This window comes from Arthrobacter sp. P1_H7 (assembly GCF_056405215.1).
This window is the reverse complement of record NZ_JBFUCO010000016.1, coordinates 157,987-173,927: the sequence shown is the minus strand read 5'-3', so window position 1 is coordinate 173,927 and position 15,941 is coordinate 157,987. Positions and strand designations below refer to the sequence as shown.

General features: G+C 67.0%; 11 protein-coding genes. 5 read left to right on the top strand and 6 right to left on the bottom strand.

Annotated elements, in window-relative coordinates; all coding sequences use genetic code 11:
• Window positions 1-106: 106 nt before the first annotated feature.
• Together AC1DXI_RS16125 and AC1DXI_RS16120 are read right to left on the bottom strand one after the other, a co-directional pair.
• Window positions 107-1,903 carry an ABC transporter ATP-binding protein gene (locus tag AC1DXI_RS16125; protein ID WP_476939511.1) on the bottom strand — a complete coding sequence of 599 codons (1,797 nt, stop codon included), beginning with the start codon at window positions 1,901-1,903 and terminating at the stop codon, window positions 107-109.
• A 134-nt stretch (window positions 1,904-2,037) separates the two neighbouring features.
• A complete protein-coding gene (locus tag AC1DXI_RS16120) occupies window positions 2,038-2,817 on the bottom strand; it encodes a trans-aconitate 2-methyltransferase (protein ID WP_476939452.1) in 780 nt (259 codons plus the stop codon).
• Between the two features lie 156 nt (window positions 2,818-2,973).
• Here AC1DXI_RS16120 and AC1DXI_RS16115 point away from each other — a divergent pair, with 156 nt between their 5' ends.
• From AC1DXI_RS16115 to AC1DXI_RS16105, 3 genes are all read left to right on the top strand, one after another.
• The gene (locus tag AC1DXI_RS16115; protein ID WP_476939451.1) at window positions 2,974-5,520 is read left to right on the top strand and encodes a DEAD/DEAH box helicase; all 2,547 of its coding nucleotides are present in this window, start codon (window positions 2,974-2,976) and stop codon (window positions 5,518-5,520) included.
• A gap of 90 nt (window positions 5,521-5,610) precedes the next feature.
• Window positions 5,611-6,159 (top strand): N-acetyltransferase family protein, encoded by a 549-nt coding sequence (locus AC1DXI_RS16110; protein WP_476939450.1) that lies wholly within the window; start codon window positions 5,611-5,613, stop codon window positions 6,157-6,159.
• A 19-nt stretch (window positions 6,160-6,178) separates the two neighbouring features.
• The gene (locus AC1DXI_RS16105) at window positions 6,179-7,543 is read left to right on the top strand and encodes an alpha/beta fold hydrolase (RefSeq protein WP_476939510.1); all 1,365 of its coding nucleotides are present in this window, start codon (window positions 6,179-6,181) and stop codon (window positions 7,541-7,543) included.
• 34 nt (window positions 7,544-7,577) lie between these two features.
• Here the strand turns inward: AC1DXI_RS16105 and AC1DXI_RS16100 are convergent, their stop codons facing one another.
• The 3 genes from AC1DXI_RS16100 to coaE form a co-directional block, all read right to left on the bottom strand.
• On the bottom strand, window positions 7,578-8,606 hold the full coding sequence (locus AC1DXI_RS16100; RefSeq protein WP_476939449.1) for a TerC family protein: 1,029 nt from the start codon (window positions 8,604-8,606) through the stop codon (window positions 7,578-7,580).
• A gap of 163 nt (window positions 8,607-8,769) precedes the next feature.
• Entirely contained in the window at window positions 8,770-10,851 is a 2,082-nt protein-coding gene (uvrB, locus tag AC1DXI_RS16095; protein ID WP_018773014.1) for an excinuclease ABC subunit UvrB, read from the bottom strand.
• 40 nt (window positions 10,852-10,891) lie between these two features.
• Complete coding sequence (gene coaE / locus AC1DXI_RS16090; RefSeq protein WP_476939448.1) at window positions 10,892-12,262, bottom strand: dephospho-CoA kinase; 1,371 nt, start codon at window positions 12,260-12,262, stop codon at window positions 10,892-10,894.
• Window positions 12,263-12,284: 22 nt separating this feature from the next.
• Between coaE and AC1DXI_RS16085 the strand changes: the two genes are divergently transcribed.
• Both AC1DXI_RS16085 and AC1DXI_RS16080 read left to right on the top strand, forming a co-directional pair.
• Window positions 12,285-12,986 carry an IMPACT family protein gene (locus AC1DXI_RS16085; protein WP_476939447.1) on the top strand — a complete coding sequence of 234 codons (702 nt, stop codon included), beginning with the start codon at window positions 12,285-12,287 and terminating at the stop codon, window positions 12,984-12,986.
• Window positions 12,970-13,569: a GNAT family N-acetyltransferase gene (locus tag AC1DXI_RS16080; protein ID WP_476939446.1), complete on the top strand. Its 600-nt coding sequence runs from the start codon at window positions 12,970-12,972 to the stop codon at window positions 13,567-13,569. The genes AC1DXI_RS16085 and AC1DXI_RS16080 overlap by 17 nt, the downstream gene beginning before the upstream one ends.
• A gap of 708 nt (window positions 13,570-14,277) precedes the next feature.
• Here the strand turns inward: AC1DXI_RS16080 and rpsA are convergent.
• On the bottom strand, window positions 14,278-15,753 hold the full coding sequence (gene rpsA / locus AC1DXI_RS16075) for a 30S ribosomal protein S1 (protein WP_026537355.1): 1,476 nt from the start codon (window positions 15,751-15,753) through the stop codon (window positions 14,278-14,280).
• Between the last annotated feature and the right edge of the window lie 188 nt (window positions 15,754-15,941).

Genomic DNA, 15,941 nt, shown 5'->3' with positions numbered 1-15,941 from the left:
TTCAGCGGCAGCAGCAGGCCAAGCAGCCGGGCGGCGGTGTGCCATTTGATGCGCTCCGGCGCGCCGGGTCCCTCAACGGTCCCGGCGCGGTGTGCCCGCGCGCGGCTCACGGGGCTTCCTCCAGCACCAGCTGGGACGCGGCAATTTCCTGGTAGCTGGGCGAGGACTCCATGAGTTCGCTGTGCGTACCCTGCGCCACGACCCGGCCGCCCTCCAGTACCAGGATCAGCCCGGCGTCCACGATTGTTGACACCCGCTCGGCCACGATCAGCACGGTCGCCGAACGCAGGAGCGGCTCGATCGCCGCCCGGAGCCTGACGTCGGTGCCGTAGTCCAGAGCCGAGAAACTGTCATCGAACAGGTAGGCGGGTGCCCGCTTGAGCAGTGCCCGCGCGATGCACAGGCGCTGCCGTTCGCCGCCGGAGAAGTTGGTGCCGCCCTGGCTTACGGGGGTTTCGAGTCCGAGCGGCAGGGCGCGGACAAATTCGGCCGCCTGGGCAGCTTCGAGCGCCTGCCACAATTCGGGCTCGCTCGCGGCGGGCGCCCCGAGCCGGAGGTTCTCCGCGACCGTGTCCGCGAAAAGGTAGGACTGCTGCGGGACTATTGCCATCAGGCCGCGCAGGACGTCCAGGGGCATCGCCCGCACGTTGTCCCCGCCGATGCTGATCTCTCCGGCCGTCGCGTCGAGGAAGCGGGGCAGCAGGTTCAGGAGTGTCGTCTTGCCGCTGCCGGTCGCGCCGATGATCGCCGTCGTGGTCCCGGCCCTGGCGGTGAACGAGACGCCGTCCAGCACGGGCGCTTCGGCTCCGGGGTACGCGAAGGACACGTTCCGGAACTCGACAGCGCCCGAGCGGCCCGTGGCGCCCGCATCGGCTGCCGCACCGGCTGGAGTGGCTGCCGCACCGGCTGGAGTGGCGGCAGTGCCGGCCGCACCGGCAGTGGCGGCAGAGCCGGCGGGATCCGCGATGGCCGGTTCCGTGTCCAGCACTGCGCGGATCCGTTCCGCGCACGCCGCTGCCCGGGGGGCGGTCATGAAGACGTACATCGCCATCATGATGGCGATCAGGATCTGCAGGATGTAGGCGATGAACGCCGTCAGCGCCCCCAGCCGCATTTCGCCGGCGTCGATCCGATGCCCGCCGAACCACACCACGAACACGGAGGAGATGTTGACCACGAACATGATCATCGGCATCATCGCCGCCACCAGGAGGGCGGATTGCAGATTGTTCCGGGTGAGGTCCTTGTTGGCTTCATCGAAGCGGCGGACCTCGTGGTCCTGCCGGACAAAGCCGCGGATAACATTCGCGCCGATGATCTGCTCCCGCAGCACCCGGCCGATCCGGTCCAGGAGGCCCTGGCCCTGGCGGTACAGGGGAATCAGGCGGCGCACGATCACCGTCATGATCACCGTCAGGACCGGGATCACCACGACCACGATCCAGGACAGCACCACGTCCTGGTGCACGGCCAGCACGATGCCGCCGACGAAGATCGCCGGCGCGGCAATGAGCATGATGAACACCAGGACGGCGAGGTTTTGGATCTGGGCGACGTCGTTGGTGGCCCGGGTCACGAGGCTGGGCGCGCCGAAAGCGCTGACCTCCTGGGAGGAGAAGGACTGCACCTTCGCGAAAAGCTCCCCGCGCAGCTGGCCGCCAATCTCCATGGCGACCACAGCGCCCAGATATCCGGCCGCGACGGCCGTCATCACCTGGACGGCAGCGATTCCGGCCATCCATGCACCGAGGTGGAGGATCTCCCCGGTGTCCCCGCCGATGATGCCGTCGTCGATGATCGCGGCATTCAGTGTGGGCAGGAGCAGGTTGGCAGTGGCTTGCACGAGCTGCAGCACAACGATGGCCAGGACGGTCCCCTTATGCGCGGACAACAGCCGCGACATCAGGCCTATAAGCACTGAACCTCCATTACTAGCCCAGGGCCCGGAATGGTGATCAGCCTAACGGCCGCCCCACACCGCCACGTCATTGTAAGCCCCATTCCGGAGTGCTTCGTGTCATCCGGCAGACGCGCCGCCTACCCGGTTTTCTGCGCCACCGCGAACGTGCGGCGGAAAGGGAAGACCGTTCCGTGCCGGCCTGCCGGATATGCGTCGTCCAGCCGTGCCGAGTACTCGGCTTCGAACTCCCTGGCCTCGTCCTCGGGGAGGGCCGCTAGGACCGGCCTGAGTCCGGTGCCGCGGACCCACTCCAACACCGGGTGGGCGCCCGGGAGCAGCTGCTGGTAGGTGGTCTCCCAGGCGTCTGCGGCACAACCGGCGTCGAGCATGATTTCCAGATACTCCGCCGCTTCCCCCACCACGTCGTCGTGGCGCAGCACCCCGGCGAGCCGCCCCGCCCAGGCCGGAGAGTCGGCCAGCTCCCGCATCAGGGTGTGCGACGGGGCATTGAAGTTGCCCGGGACTTGCAGCGCGAACCAGGCGCCCGGCTTGAGGGCATCGAGCCATGCAGGCAGCAGCTTTCGGTGGCCGGGCACCCACTGAAGGGCCGCGTTGGTGACCACCACGTCCGTGTCGCCGGACGGCAGCCAGTGCTCAATGTCGGCCAGGTCGTAGGAAAGATTGGCCGCCGCGGCTGCGTGGTCCTTGGAGATGGCCAGCATTTCCTGCGATGAATCCAGACCGACCACCTGCGCGCCCGGCCAGCGGTCCGCGAGCGTCGCGGTCAGGTTTCCGGGACCGCAGCCGAGGTCCACCACGTGCCGCGGGGCTTCGGCATGGATCCGCCCCGTCAGATCAAAGAATGGCCTGTCCCGGTAGTCCCCGAACTGCACATATTTCTCCGGATCCCACTTCATGGCTGCCTCCAGTTCCCGGCACGTTGTCCTAACCGAAGCCTAGTCCCGGCCCGTGGGACAGCCAAGGAAGAGCGCCTGCGCTGCGTGCGGCGCACGGCCCGCGCCTGCACTGCGTGCGGTGCCGCGGTTACCACGCGGGCACTAAGCTGGACAGCAATGAAACTCGTTGATCAGCTCCCCGCCCCGGCCGCCCGTATCCCCGGCAGGACGGGCCTGGACCCGGACGAGCTCTACACCCGGTTTGTCGAGTGGACCGAGACCCGCGGCCTGGCCCTGTACACCGCCCAGGACGAGGCCATCATGGAGCTGGCCGCCGGCTCCAACGTCATCCTGGCCACCCCGACCGGGTCCGGGAAATCCCTCGTCGCCATCGCCGCGCACTTCCAGGCCATGGCCCGCGGGCAGCGGAGCTACTACACCGCCCCGATCAAGGCCCTCGTCTCGGAAAAGTTCTTCGCCCTCTGCGAGATCTTCGGCGCCGACAACGTCGGCATGATCACCGGCGACTCCGGCGTGAACCAGGATGCCCCGATCATCTGCTGCACGGCCGAAATCCTGGCCAACATCGCCCTGCGTGAAGGTTCGGCGGCGCAGCTCGGCGCCGTGATCATGGACGAGTTCCACTTCTACTCGGACCCGCAGCGTGGCTGGGCGTGGCAGGTGCCGCTGCTTGAACTGCCCCAGGCGCAGTTCCTGCTGATGTCGGCGACACTCGGCGATGTCAGCCGGTTCGAGGACGGCCTCAGTGAACTGACCGGACGCACGACGACGACCGTCAGTTCCGCGGAACGCCCCATTCCGCTGCACTACTACTACGAACAGACCCCGGTCCACGAGACCCTCGAGGAGCTGCTCGCCACCAGGCAGGTCCCGGTGTACGTGGTCCACTTCAGCCAGGTCGAGGCGATCGACCGGGCCCAGAACCTGATGAGCATCAACGTCTGCACCCGCGAGGAAAAGGACAAGATTGCCGAGCTCATTGCCGGGTTCCGTTTCGCCGCAGGCTTCGGCAAGACCCTCAACCGGCTGGTCCGGCACGGGATCGGCGTCCACCACGCCGGCATGCTGCCGAAGTACCGCCGGCTGGTCGAACAGCTGGCCCAGGCCGGCCTGCTGAAGGTCATCTGCGGCACGGATACGCTCGGGGTAGGCATCAACGTGCCCATCCGCACCGTGCTGCTCACCGCCCTGAGCAAGTACGACGGCGTCCGCACCCGGCTGCTGAACTCCCGCGAGTTCCACCAGATCGCCGGGCGCGCCGGCCGCGCCGGCTATGACACGGCCGGAACCGTGGTGGTCCAGGCCCCGGAGCACGTGACGGAAAACGTGAAGGCGATGGCCAAGGCCACGGCCAAGTTCGGCGACGACCAGAAGAAGCTGCGCCAGGTGGTGAAGAAGAAGCCCCCGGAAGGCTTCGTGTCCTGGGGTGAACCGACGTACAAGCGGCTGGTCGAGTCTGTTCCGGATCCGCTGACGTCGAGTTTCACCGTGACGCACGCGATGCTGATGAACCTGATGGAACGCCCCGGCGACCCGTTCCAGGCGGCCCGCCGCCTGCTCACCGAAAACCACGAGACCCGTCCGGCCCAGCTGCGGCTCATGAAGAAGGCCCTGGGAATTTACCGCGAGCTGCTCGCTGCCGGCGTCGTGGAGCGGATCCCGGCCGGGGAGCAGGGTGCTGACGGCCGCACGGTCCGGCTCACGGTCCACCTGCAGGCAAACTTTGCCCTCAACCAGCCGCTGTCTCCGTTCGCGCTGGCCGCGTTGGAGCTGCTGGACCCGGAGTCGCCGTCGTACGCCCTGGACGTGGTGTCGGTGATCGAGGCCACCCTGGAGAAGCCGCGCCAGATCCTCTCGGCACAGCAGAAGAAGGCGCGCGGCGAGGCCATCGCGGCGATGAAGGCCGACGGCATCGAGTATGACCAGCGGATGGCAATGCTCGAAGAGGTCACCTACCCGCAGCCGCTCGCGGAGATCCTCGGCGAGGCCTTCGATGTCTACCGCAAGGCCGCGCCGTGGGTCGGCGACTTCGAGCTCGCGCCCAAGTCCGTGGTCCGGGACATGTACGAGCGCGCCATGAACTTCGGCGAGTTCGTCCAGTTCTACGGCCTCGCCCGCTCGGAAGGGATCGTGCTGCGCTACCTTGCCGACGGTTTCAAGGCGCTCCGCCAGACTGTCCCGCAGGATGCCCTCCGTGAGGACCTCGAGGACCTCATCGCCTGGCTGGGAGAACTGGTCCGTCAGGTGGACTCCAGCCTGCTGGACGAATGGGAAGAGCTCACATCCGGCGCCGCGCCCACACCGCACGACGCTCCCCCGGCCCCGCCGCCGTCGCTGACCTCCAACATCCGGGCTTTCCGGGTGATGGTGCGCAACGAGATGTTCCGCCGCGTGGAGCTGTTCGCCGATGAGGCCGCCACGGCCCTGGGCGAGCTCGACGCCGGCTCCGGCTGGGACGCGGAGCGCTGGGAAGATGCCCTCGATGACTACTTTGATGAGCACAACGACATCGGCACCGGCCCGGATGCCCGCGGTCCCGGGCTGCTGATCATCACCGAGGAGCCCGGGGTGTGGAAGGTGCGGCAGATCTTCGATGACCCCGCCGGCAACCACGACTGGGGCATCTCCGCCGAAGTGGATCTGGCGGCCTCGGACGAGTCCGGGACCGCCGTCGTCCGCGTCACCGACGTCAACCGGCTCTAAGCGGGACGGCACGGGGACGGGCGCAGGGCTGAAAGCACGGCGGGCTTGAACGCAGGGCCGGAGCTTTCGCGCCGCGGGTAAACTCGAACAATGAGTGTAATCCGGCCTGCCACAGCGCATGACGTCCCTGCCATCCTGCAGATGATTCACGACCTCGCCCTCTACGAGAAGGAACCGGACGCCGTCCGGAACACCCCCGAGATGCTCACCGAGGTCCTTTTCGGCGACAATCCCAGGGTCTTCGCCACGATGGCGGAGAACGCGGCGGGCGAGGTCCGCGGCTTTGCCCTCTGGTTCCTGAATTACTCCACGTGGGAGGGCGTCCACGGGATCTACCTGGAGGATCTCTACGTCAGGCCGGAGGCACGCGGCGAGGGCCACGGCAAGGCACTCCTGCAGCACCTGGCAGCGACCGCCGTCGAGCGCGGCTACGCGCGCGTCGAATGGAGTGTCCTGGACTGGAACGAGCCCTCCATCAACTTTTACAGGAAGCTCGGCGCCTTGCCGATGGAGGAATGGTCCACGTTCCGCCTCACCGGAGCGGCGCTGACGGCTTTCGGCGGCCGCCGCGCAGTTGCCGGCGCAGACTCCCCGGCCGGCTCCCGCTCCGGTTCCATCGAGGCGGCAACCCGTGGCTGATCTTCCAATGACGGGGCTCATGGGAGCCTCCCTTCTGGAGACTGCATCCAGCGTCCGGCGCAAAGTTCCGCACAGCGTCCGGGCACGCCACACCTACCGGGGCATGCGGACCGCGGAACACTACTTCAAGGTCCCCCTGGACCACTTCAGCGAGGCGGGGCGCCGCGGCGAAACCATCACCGTGTTCGCCCGCGAGTACGTGTCCACCGAACACAGCGAGGAAGCGGCCGCCGGGCTTCCCTGGCTGCTTTTCCTGCAGGGCGGTCCTGGCGGCCGCGGAAACCGGTTCCCGTCGCTGGGCGGCTGGAGCAAGGCCGCCGCGAAGGACTTCCGGATCCTCATGCTGGACCAGCGCGGCACCGGACTGTCCTCGCCCGTGGACCGCAACACGCTGCCGTTGCGCGGGACCGCCGCGGAGCAGGCTGACTACCTCGCGCACTTCCGCGCCGACTCGATCGTCGCCGACGCCGAGGCCATCAGGGCGGCCCTCGACTCCGCCCCCTGGACCATCTACGGCCAGAGCTACGGCGGATTCTGCGCGCTCAGCTACCTCTCGTTCGCCCCCGAGGGGCTGCGCGAGGCACTCGTGACGGGCGGGCTGGCCCCGCTGGGCGGCTCCGCGGACCGTGTGTACCGGGCCACGTTCCAGCGGGTCGCGGCACGGAACGCCGAATACTTTGACTGGTACCCCGAGGACCGGGCCGCCATCACCCGGATCGCCGCGCACCTGCGGGAAACAGAGGAGGTCCTGGCCGACGGCGGCCGGCTCACGGTGGAACGGTTCCAGATGGTGGGCTCGTTCCTGGGCGGCAATACCCGGGTGGACGCGCTGCACCACCTGCTCGAGGACGCCTTCGTGGCCACACCCGGCGGCGACCGCCTCTCGGACGCCTTCCTGGAACAGGTCCGTGGCCTCGTGTCCCGGGCCGCGAACCCGCTGTACGCGTTGATGCACGAGTCCATCTACGCCCAGGACGGTGCCACCAACTGGGCCGCCTGGCGCGTGCTGGAGGAATTCCCCGCGTTCCAACCCGACGCCGGCGAGCCGCTTCTGACCGGGGAAATGGTGTACCCCTGGTACTTCGAGCAGGACCCGGCCCTGCGCCCGCTGCAGGAGGTGGCCCGGCTCCTGGCCGAAAAAGACGACTGGGCGCCGCTCTACGATCCGGAGAGACTGGCACTGAACACCGTGCCCGTCGCCGCGGCCGTCTACACCGACGACATCTACGTGGACCGGGAGCTGTCCCTGGAGACAGCGGCCGCGGTCCGGGGCCTGCAGGTCTGGGAGTCCGGCGAGTTCCACCACGACGGCATCGCGGACGACGGCGAGGCGATCTTTGGGGGACCCGTGAAGGTCCAGCGCCGTACTGCTGTGCGCTGCTAGGCATGCGCTGCCGGGTGCCCCCGGCGGTGCGGAACTAGTCGACGTCGCTCAGGCTCTTGCGGGAGTCCTCTTCCAGCCGGGCGTCCAGCTTCGACTTGGACGCCTTGGAGCTCACCAGGCTGGCGACCACCGCGATAACGATGGTGCCGATGATCACCCCGAGCGAGACGTAGGTGGGGATCTCGGGGGCCCATTCGATGTGCTGGCCGCCGTTGATGAACGGCAGCTCGTTGACGTGCATGGCGTGCAGGACCAGCTTGACACCGATGAACGCCAGGATCACGGACAGGGCGTGCTTGAGGTAAATGAGCCGGTTCATGAGGCCGCCGAGCAGGAAGTACAGCTGGCGCAGCCCCATGAGGGCGAAGATGTTGGCGGTGAAGACGATGAAGGCGCTCTGGGTGAGGCCGAAGATGGCCGGAATGGAGTCGACCGCGAAGAGCAGGTCCGTCATGCCGATGGTCACGAAGACGATCAGCATCGGGGTGAACACCTTCTTGCCGTCGACCACGGTGCGGAGCTTGCCGCCGTCGAACTTCTCGGACATCGGCAGCACCCGGCGGATCCGGGCGATCAGCGGGTTTTCCTTGTCTTCCTCGTCCTCGCCCTCGTCCTGGGCCTGCTTCCAGGCGGTCCAGAGGAGGAAGGCGCCGAAGATGTAGAAGACCCAGCTGAACTGCTCGATCACGATCGCGCCGAGCATGATGAATATGCCTCGGAGGATCAGGGCGATGATGATGCCCACCATGAGCACTTCCTGCTGGTACTTTCTCGGTACCGAGAAGCGGGCCATGATGATGATGAAGACGAACAGGTTGTCGATGCTCAGGCTGTATTCGGTCACCCAGCCGGCGATGAACTGGCCGCCGAATTCCGGGCCGGTGAAGGCGAACATGGCGCCGGCGAAGACCAGGGCCAGGGCCACGTAGAACGCGACCCACAGTCCGGCTTCTTTCATGGAGGGCTCATGCGGGCGTTTGAGGACCATCAGGAGGTCGATGGCCAGAATGACGCCGAGGACGACAAACGAGCCGATCTCGAACCACAGGGGAAGCTCGGGCACGGGGGAAATACCTTTCGTAGGGTACAGCTCAGCGGTGTAAGTCTCTCCGACCGCCGGCGCATGACGCTGCCTGGCTGCCCGCTACGCCCGGCACGGCATCGTAGCCGTGCGTGTTGACGATCGTAGCGTTTCGGATACTCCCCTACGTTTGACCGAGTTTACCCTAGGCGTGCCCCGCGGATTGCATTTGCCGCAGTTCCTTCTTCAATTCGCCCACCTCATCGCGCAGCCGGGCGGCCAGTTCGAACTGCAGCTCCCCGGCTGCGGCGTGCATCTGTTCGGTCAGCTGTTCGATCAGGCCGACGAGATCCTCTGCCGGCGCGGCGGCGAGACCGTCCGCACGGATGAGCGAGGTGCCCTTGCCCTTGCCGCGGTTCTTCCCGGCCGCGGCCAGCAGCTCGCGGGTGTCCGCGTCTTCCTTGGCCAGCTGGTCGGTGATGTCTGCGATCTTTTTCCGGAGCGGCTGGGGATCGATCCCGTTCTCCGTGTTGTAGGCCACCTGGATGGCGCGGCGGCGGTTCGTCTCGTCGATGGCGTGGGCCATCGAGTCGGTGATTCGGTCCGCGTACATGTGCACTTGGCCGGAGACGTTTCGGGCGGCGCGCCCGATGGTCTGGATCAGGGACGTCGAGGAGCGCAGGAAGCCTTCCTTGTCGGCGTCCAGGATGCTGACCAGCGACACCTCCGGGAGGTCAAGGCCTTCACGGAGCAGGTTGATGCCGACGAGGACGTCGAAGACACCCATCCGCAGTTCGCGCAGGAGTTCCACGCGGCGCAGCGTGTCGACGTCGGAGTGCAGGTATTCCACCTTCACGCCATGGCCCAGCAGGTAGTCCGTCAGGTCTTCGGCCATCCGCTTGGTCAAGGTGGTGACCAGGACCCGCTCGTTCTTCGCGGTGCGGGTCCGGATTTCGCCCAGCAGGTCATCGATCTGCCCCTTCGTGGGCTTGACGACGACCTCGGGGTCGATCAGGCCGGTGGGGCGGATGATCTGCTGGACGAAGCCGTCGGACTTGCCGAGCTCGTACTTCCCCGGCGTGGCGGAGAGGTAGACGGTCTGGCCCACGCGGTCCTGGAACTCGTCCCATTTGAGCGGGCGGTTGTCCATCGCCGAGGGCAGCCTGAAGCCGTGGTCCACGAGGTTCCGCTTGCGGGACATGTCGCCCTCGTACATGGCGCCGATCTGCGGCACGGTGACGTGGGATTCATCGATCACCAGGAGGAAGTCGTCCGGGAAGTAGTCGATCAGGCAGTGCGGCGCGGTCCCGCGGGCACGGCCGTCGATGTGCGAGGAATAGTTCTCGATGCCGTTGCAGAACCCCATCTGCTGCATCATTTCCAGGTCATAGGTGGTGCGCATGCGGAGCCGTTGGGCCTCGACCAGCTTGTTCTGGCTTTCCAGCACGGTGAGGCGTTCGGCCAGTTCGTCTTCGATCCGCTTGATCGCCCGGCCCATCCGTTCCGGACCGGCAACGTAGTGCGAGGCGGGGAAGACGTACATTTCGTTCTCGTCCCGGAGCACTTCGCCGGTCAGCGGGTGGAGGGTCTGGATATTTTCGATCTCGTCGCCGAAAAACTCGATCCGGATCGCCAGTTCCTCGTACATCGGGATGATTTCCACGGTGTCCCCGCGCACCCGGAACGTGCCGCGGTGGAAGTCCATGTCGTTGCGGGTGTACTGCATGGAGACGAACTTCCGGAGCAGGTCGTCACGGTTCATTTCCGCCCCCTTGCGGAGCGTCACCATGCCGGCGATGTATTCTTCCGGGGTGCCGAGGCCGTAGATGCAGGAGACGGTGGCGACTACGATCACGTCGCGGCGGGTCAGCAGCGCGTTGGTGGCGGAGTGGCGGAGCCGTTCGACTTCCTCGTTGACGGAGGAATCCTTCTCGATGAAGGTGTCCGTCTGGGCGACGTAGGCTTCCGGCTGGTAGTAGTCGTAGTAGGACACGAAGTATTCCACCGCGTTGTTCGGCAGCAGTTCGCGGAATTCGTTGGCCAGCTGCGCGGCGAGGGTCTTGTTCTGCACCATCACCAGGGTGGGACGCTGGACCTGCTCGATCAGCCAGGCCGTGGTCGCGCTCTTACCGGTACCGGTGGCGCCAAGCAGCACGACGTCTTTTTCGCCGTTCTTGATGCGCTCGGTCAGCTCTGCGATGGCGGCCGGTTGGTCACCCGCCGGCTGGAACTCACTGATGACCTCGAAGGGCGCCACGACGCGGTTGATTTCCTGGGCAAGACTCATGTACCTAATCTACCGCCGGGCTGTGACAGGATGCCCTGATTCAGCTTTGGGCAGTACCGGGGCCGACGGCAGGTGCCGTTGCGGCGGCGCCGCCAACGGCAGTGTCTGTGGCAGGGCCGGCGGCAGGTGCCGTTGCGGCGCCGCCGCCGACGGCGCCTGTACCGGCGTCGTCCGCTCCGCAGTTGTCCGCTCCGGCGTTGTTCGCGTACGACGGCGGCTGCCATCCTGTACGCTGCACCCACGCTTCCATCCGGGGCCAGGCATAGTCGGTGAACCAGCCCTCCTTGTCGGCCGCGTAGCCGGCGGTGGACTTGTCGACGTCGTGCAGCCCGGCGACCCGTTGCTTTTCGGCGACATAATCCGCCCGGGCTTCGGGATCGGCGCGCAGCCAGTCGCGGAAGCACAGCGCATACCGCCAGCCCGGCGAGCCGGCCGCACGGAGGTGGAGATTCACCGGCCGGCCGGGGTCGGCGTTGCCGTGCAGCCTCTTGCCCCAGTCGGCAGGGTCGGGGTGCGAGGGCTTGGGGTTGTCGGTGATGATGCCGGGCCAGCGCGGGAATCCTGCGTCGGCCAACCGCGGCGCGATCCGGTCCGCGGCGTCCAGGTCCCGGACGCTGAGCTGGAGGTCGATCACATCTTTGGCGTCGAGGCCAGGGACGGCCGTGGACCCGATGTGGTCCACGGCCAGGACATCCTGCGGAACGGCGGCCCGCAGCCGGGCAATCAGCCGGGCGGCCTGCGCGGCCCAGGACGGATCGGCCGGGGCGAGGACCGGCCCCGACGTCCGCGGGGCGATCCTCTGCCCCTTGAGATTCAGTGCAAACGGCCTCAGCCGCTCCTCCCACAGCGCGTCGACCGCCTGCCGGAGGTCCTCCGGGGTGCCCGAGTTATCCAGCACGACGTCCGCCGCGGCCAGTCGGTCCTCGCGGCCCGCCTGGGCTGCCATCCGGGCGCGCGCCTCGTCGGCGGTCATATTGCGGTGTTCGGCCATGCGGTGGACCCGGACGTGGTCGGGGGCATCCACCACGACCACCAGATGGAAGTTCTTCCCTTGTCCGGTTTCGACCAGGAGCGGGATGTCCTGGACCACGACGGCGCCGGCCGGGGCGGCGGCGACCATCGCCGCGGCGCGCTCCCGTACCAAGGGGTGGACGATCCCGTTGAGCGCGGCCAGGCGCTCCCGATCACCGAAGACTAGGGCGCCGAGCCGGGGCCGGTCCAGCCGGCCTTCCGGGGTCAGGACGGCAGCACCGAAGGCCTCCACCAGACTGGCCAGCCCGGGCGTACCCGGTTCCACGACCTCCCGGGCCAGCGCGTCGGCGTCGACAAGCACTGCTCCGAGGTCGCGCAGGCGCGCGGCAACCATGGACTTCCCCGAGGCGATTCCGCCGGTCAACCCGATCTTCAACACCTCACCAGACTAAACTGAACCGGTGGCAGATGCGGCGGAATCCCCCGAGAGCAGGACGGCCGTTTACACCACCCTTGCCGCGGGGCCCGAGTTTCGCCACGAAATCGAGGTCAAGCGGTCCCGTTTCATCACCGTGCTGGCCCGCACGGCGGACGAGGACGCCGCCCGGGCCGTCCTGGGCCGGTTGCGCCGGGAATTCCATGACGCACGGCATCACTGCTTCGCCTTCGTGCTCGGTCCCGACCGGGACGTCCAGCGGTCCAACGACGACGGCGAGCCGTCCGGCACCGCGGGCGTCCCCATGCTTGAGGCGCTGCTGAAGCGGGAGACCGCACCCGGCGTCACCGACCTCAGCGATGTCGCCGTCGTCGTCGTGCGCTATTTCGGCGGCATTCTCCTGGGTGCCGGCGGCCTGGTGCGGGCCTATTCCGAATCGGTGTCCGGTGCGCTGGAGCTCGCTCCCCTCGTGCGGCGCCGCCGACTGCGCATTTGCTCGGTTCCGGTGCAGCACGCCGTGGCCGGGCGGCTCGAGAACGATCTGCGTGCCGTGGGGTATGTCATGGCCGAAACCCGTTATGAGGCGCAGACTACTGTCCTGAGGCTGGCGCTGCCGGATGATCCGGAAGAACTGGCCCGGGCCGCGGACCGCGTGGCCGCCATGTCGGCCGGCAGCGCGTCGCTGCTGCCCGGAGAAACGGAGTGGATCGATGTCCCCATCAGCTGAGCCTGTGCCCGCGGTCGAGCTGCTTGACGTCAGCGAGGAGGTACTCGAACAGCTCCTGGAACTTGCGCTCCGGGACGCCGACGCCGATGAGGTCACCCCGCCGTTGGGCACGGCCGCCGGCTGGAACACCGACCGGATCAGCTGGTTCCGCGAATTCCACCGCGCCGCCGCAGCCGGCCTGGACGGGCCCGCGGGGCAAAAGACGTGGGCCATCAGCTGCGACGGGCAGCTGGCAGGGTCCATCCGGCTCAAGCGGATGGACCCGGAGCCGGCAGAAGCGGGTGAGGGCGGGGCTGGTGGTGCCGGGGCTGGTGCCGGGGCACTGGTGGGGGCTGGCGGCTGGGCGCTGGAAACCGGGATCTGGCTCGCCCGGAGCTTCCGCGGACGGGGCGTGGGCCGCGAGGCGCTGCGCCTCGTAAAGGCTCGCGCCGCGTCGGCCGGGGCAGCCGTCCTGGTGGCCGAGACGACCGCCGGCAACGTGGGAGCCCTCGCGTTGCTGAAGTATGCGGGCGCCGAACTCGTGACTGGTGCTGCCTCGGAAACGGAGACGGTGCCGGTCAAAGGGAAGATCCCGCTGCGCTGAAGGCATGGCATCCGGGTCCGGGTCCGGGTCCGGGCTCCCTTCCACCACTGGACATGCCCCACGGTTGGCCAACCCCCGGGCACGGAACGACCACTGGACATGCCCCACCGTCGTCGCGAGATCTGCGCCCGCTCCCCCTATGTCCATCCCACGCACCCAACAATGGACATGCCCTCCCGAGGCCAACCCCCGCGCACGGAGCGACCACTGGACATGCCCCGCCCTCCCAGCGCGAAATGCGCCGACTCCCCCCATGCCCACGCCACGCGCCCAACAATGGACATGCCCTCCCGAGGCCAACCCCCGGGCACGGAGCGACCACTGGACATGCCCCGCGCCCAGGGCCAGGACTGGAGACAATCCACAAATGCCCACGGGCCAGCCCCAAGAATGGGCATGTCCCCCGGGGACGGGTTCCAAGAATGGGCATGTCCGGCGGACGTTGAATGGTGCGGGCACCCAACACTGGACATGTCCCGCGCCCAGGGCCAGGACTGGACACAATCCACAAATGCCCACGGGCCAGCCCCAAAAATGGGCATGTCCGCCGGGGCACCACGAAGTACAACCGGGGCACAAAGAAAGGTGGCCGCCCCCGAGGGGACGGCCACCTTTACTGTGCATCCAAACTACCGCATCGTGACGGTGCGGCTTCCAGCTACAAACTGCCTGGCCTCAGGGAGCGGACTCCGTGAGGAACACGGGCAATTAGTTGCCGGTCAGCTTCTCGCGCAGAGCGGCAAGAGCCTCGTCCGAAGCAAGCGTGCCTGCACCGGTCTCGGTCGCAGCCGGCTCGGAGGAGTAGCTGGTGGTGCCGGAATCGCTCTCGCCGGACGTTGCAGCTGCAGCGTCGTCGGCAGCGTGCTGGGCAACCTGCTTCTTGTGTGCTTCCCAGCGGGTCTGGGCGTCAGCGTACTGCTGCTCCCAGGCTGCGCGCTGGTTCTCGTAGCCCTCAAGCCACTCGTTGGACTCCGGGTCGAAGCCCTCCGGGTACTTGTAGTTGCCCTCTTCGTCGTACTCTGCGGCCATGCCGTAGAGAGCCGGATCGAATTCGGTGCTGTCGGCGTCGACGCCCTCGTTGGCCTGCTTGAGGGAGAGCGAGATGCGGCGGCGCTCGAGGTCGATGTCGATGACCTTGACGAACAGCTCGTCACCAACGGAGACAACCTGCTCGGCCAGCTCAACGTGGCGCACGGCGAGCTCGGAGATGTGGACCAGGCCTTCGATGCCGTCTTCAACGCGAACGAACGCGCCGAACGGAACCAGCTTGGTGACCTTACCCGGAACAACCTGCCCGAGGGCGTGGGTGCGGGCGAAGGTCTGCCACGGATCTTCCTGCGTAGCCTTGAGCGACAGGGAGACGCGCTCGCGGTCCAGGTCGACCTCGAGAACCTCGACGGTGACTTCCTGGCCAACTTCGACAACCTCGGACGGGTGGTCGATGTGCTTCCAGGACAGCTCGGAAACGTGAACCAGGCCGTCTACGCCGCCCAGGTCCACGAAGGCACCGAAGTTGACGATGGAGGAAACGACGCCGGGACGGACCTGGCCCTTTTCCAGCTTGTTGAGGAACGTGGAACGGACCTCGGACTGGGTCTGCTCGAGCCATGCACGGCGGGAAAGCACAACGTTATTGCGGTTCTTGTCCAGCTCGATGATCTTGGCTTCGATCTGCTGACCGATGTACGGAGCGAGGTCGCGCACACGGCGCATCTCGACGAGGGATGCGGGCAGGAAGCCGCGCAGACCGATGTCGAGGATAAGACCACCCTTGACAACCTCGATGACGGTACCGGTGACAACACCGTCTTCTTCCTTGACCTTCTCGATGTCGCCCCAGGCACGCTCGTACTGAGCACGCTTCTTGGAGAGGATCAGGCGGCCTTCTTTGTCTTCCTTGGTGAGCACCAGGGCTTCGACCTGATCGCCAACGGAGACGACGTCTCCGGGGTCAACGTCGTGCTTGATGGAAAGCTCGCGGGAGGGAATGACACCTTCGGTCTTGTAACCGATGTCGAGCAGAACTTCGTCGCGGTCGACCTTGACGACGGTACCTTCGACGAGGTCTCCGTCGTTGAAGTACTTGATGGTGGCGTCGACAGCTGCGAGGAAGTCCTCAGCGGTACCGATGTCGTTAATGGCGACTACGGGGGTACCGGGCTTCTCGGTGGAGGTGATGGTCATGTAGTAGGGGCTCCGTTGTGGATAGTGAGTCGGTCAGGCAAACCGCTTCGCCGGCATTATGGAATGCAGGCCAAGAGCACGGCATCACAGCTAGCGATCCGCCGGGTCATCCTGATTTTGTGGATTGTAGATGCGCACACGTAGTACGCGCCCGTTTAGTCTAGTCGTTTACTCGAACGCCGGTCAAA

What these genes read in the sequence shown, in the direction of transcription:
- AC1DXI_RS16125 (WP_476939511.1), bottom strand. Translation starts at nt 1,903, where the DNA reads ATGTCGCGGCTGTTGTCCGCGCATAAGGGGACCGTCCTGGCCATCGTT.
- AC1DXI_RS16120 (WP_476939452.1), bottom strand. Translation starts at nt 2,817, where the DNA reads ATGAAGTGGGATCCGGAGAAATATGTGCAGTTCGGGGACTACCGGGAC.
- AC1DXI_RS16115 (WP_476939451.1), top strand. Translation starts at nt 2,974, where the DNA reads ATGAAACTCGTTGATCAGCTCCCCGCCCCGGCCGCCCGTATCCCCGGC.
- AC1DXI_RS16110 (WP_476939450.1), top strand. Translation starts at nt 5,611, where the DNA reads ATGAGTGTAATCCGGCCTGCCACAGCGCATGACGTCCCTGCCATCCTG.
- AC1DXI_RS16105 (WP_476939510.1), top strand. Translation starts at nt 6,179, where the DNA reads ATGGGAGCCTCCCTTCTGGAGACTGCATCCAGCGTCCGGCGCAAAGTT.
- uvrB (WP_018773014.1), bottom strand. Translation starts at nt 10,851, where the DNA reads ATGAGTCTTGCCCAGGAAATCAACCGCGTCGTGGCGCCCTTCGAGGTC.
- AC1DXI_RS16080 (WP_476939446.1), top strand. Translation starts at nt 12,970, where the DNA reads ATGTCCCCATCAGCTGAGCCTGTGCCCGCGGTCGAGCTGCTTGACGTC.
- rpsA (WP_026537355.1), bottom strand. Translation starts at nt 15,753, where the DNA reads ATGACCATCACCTCCACCGAGAAGCCCGGTACCCCCGTAGTCGCCATT.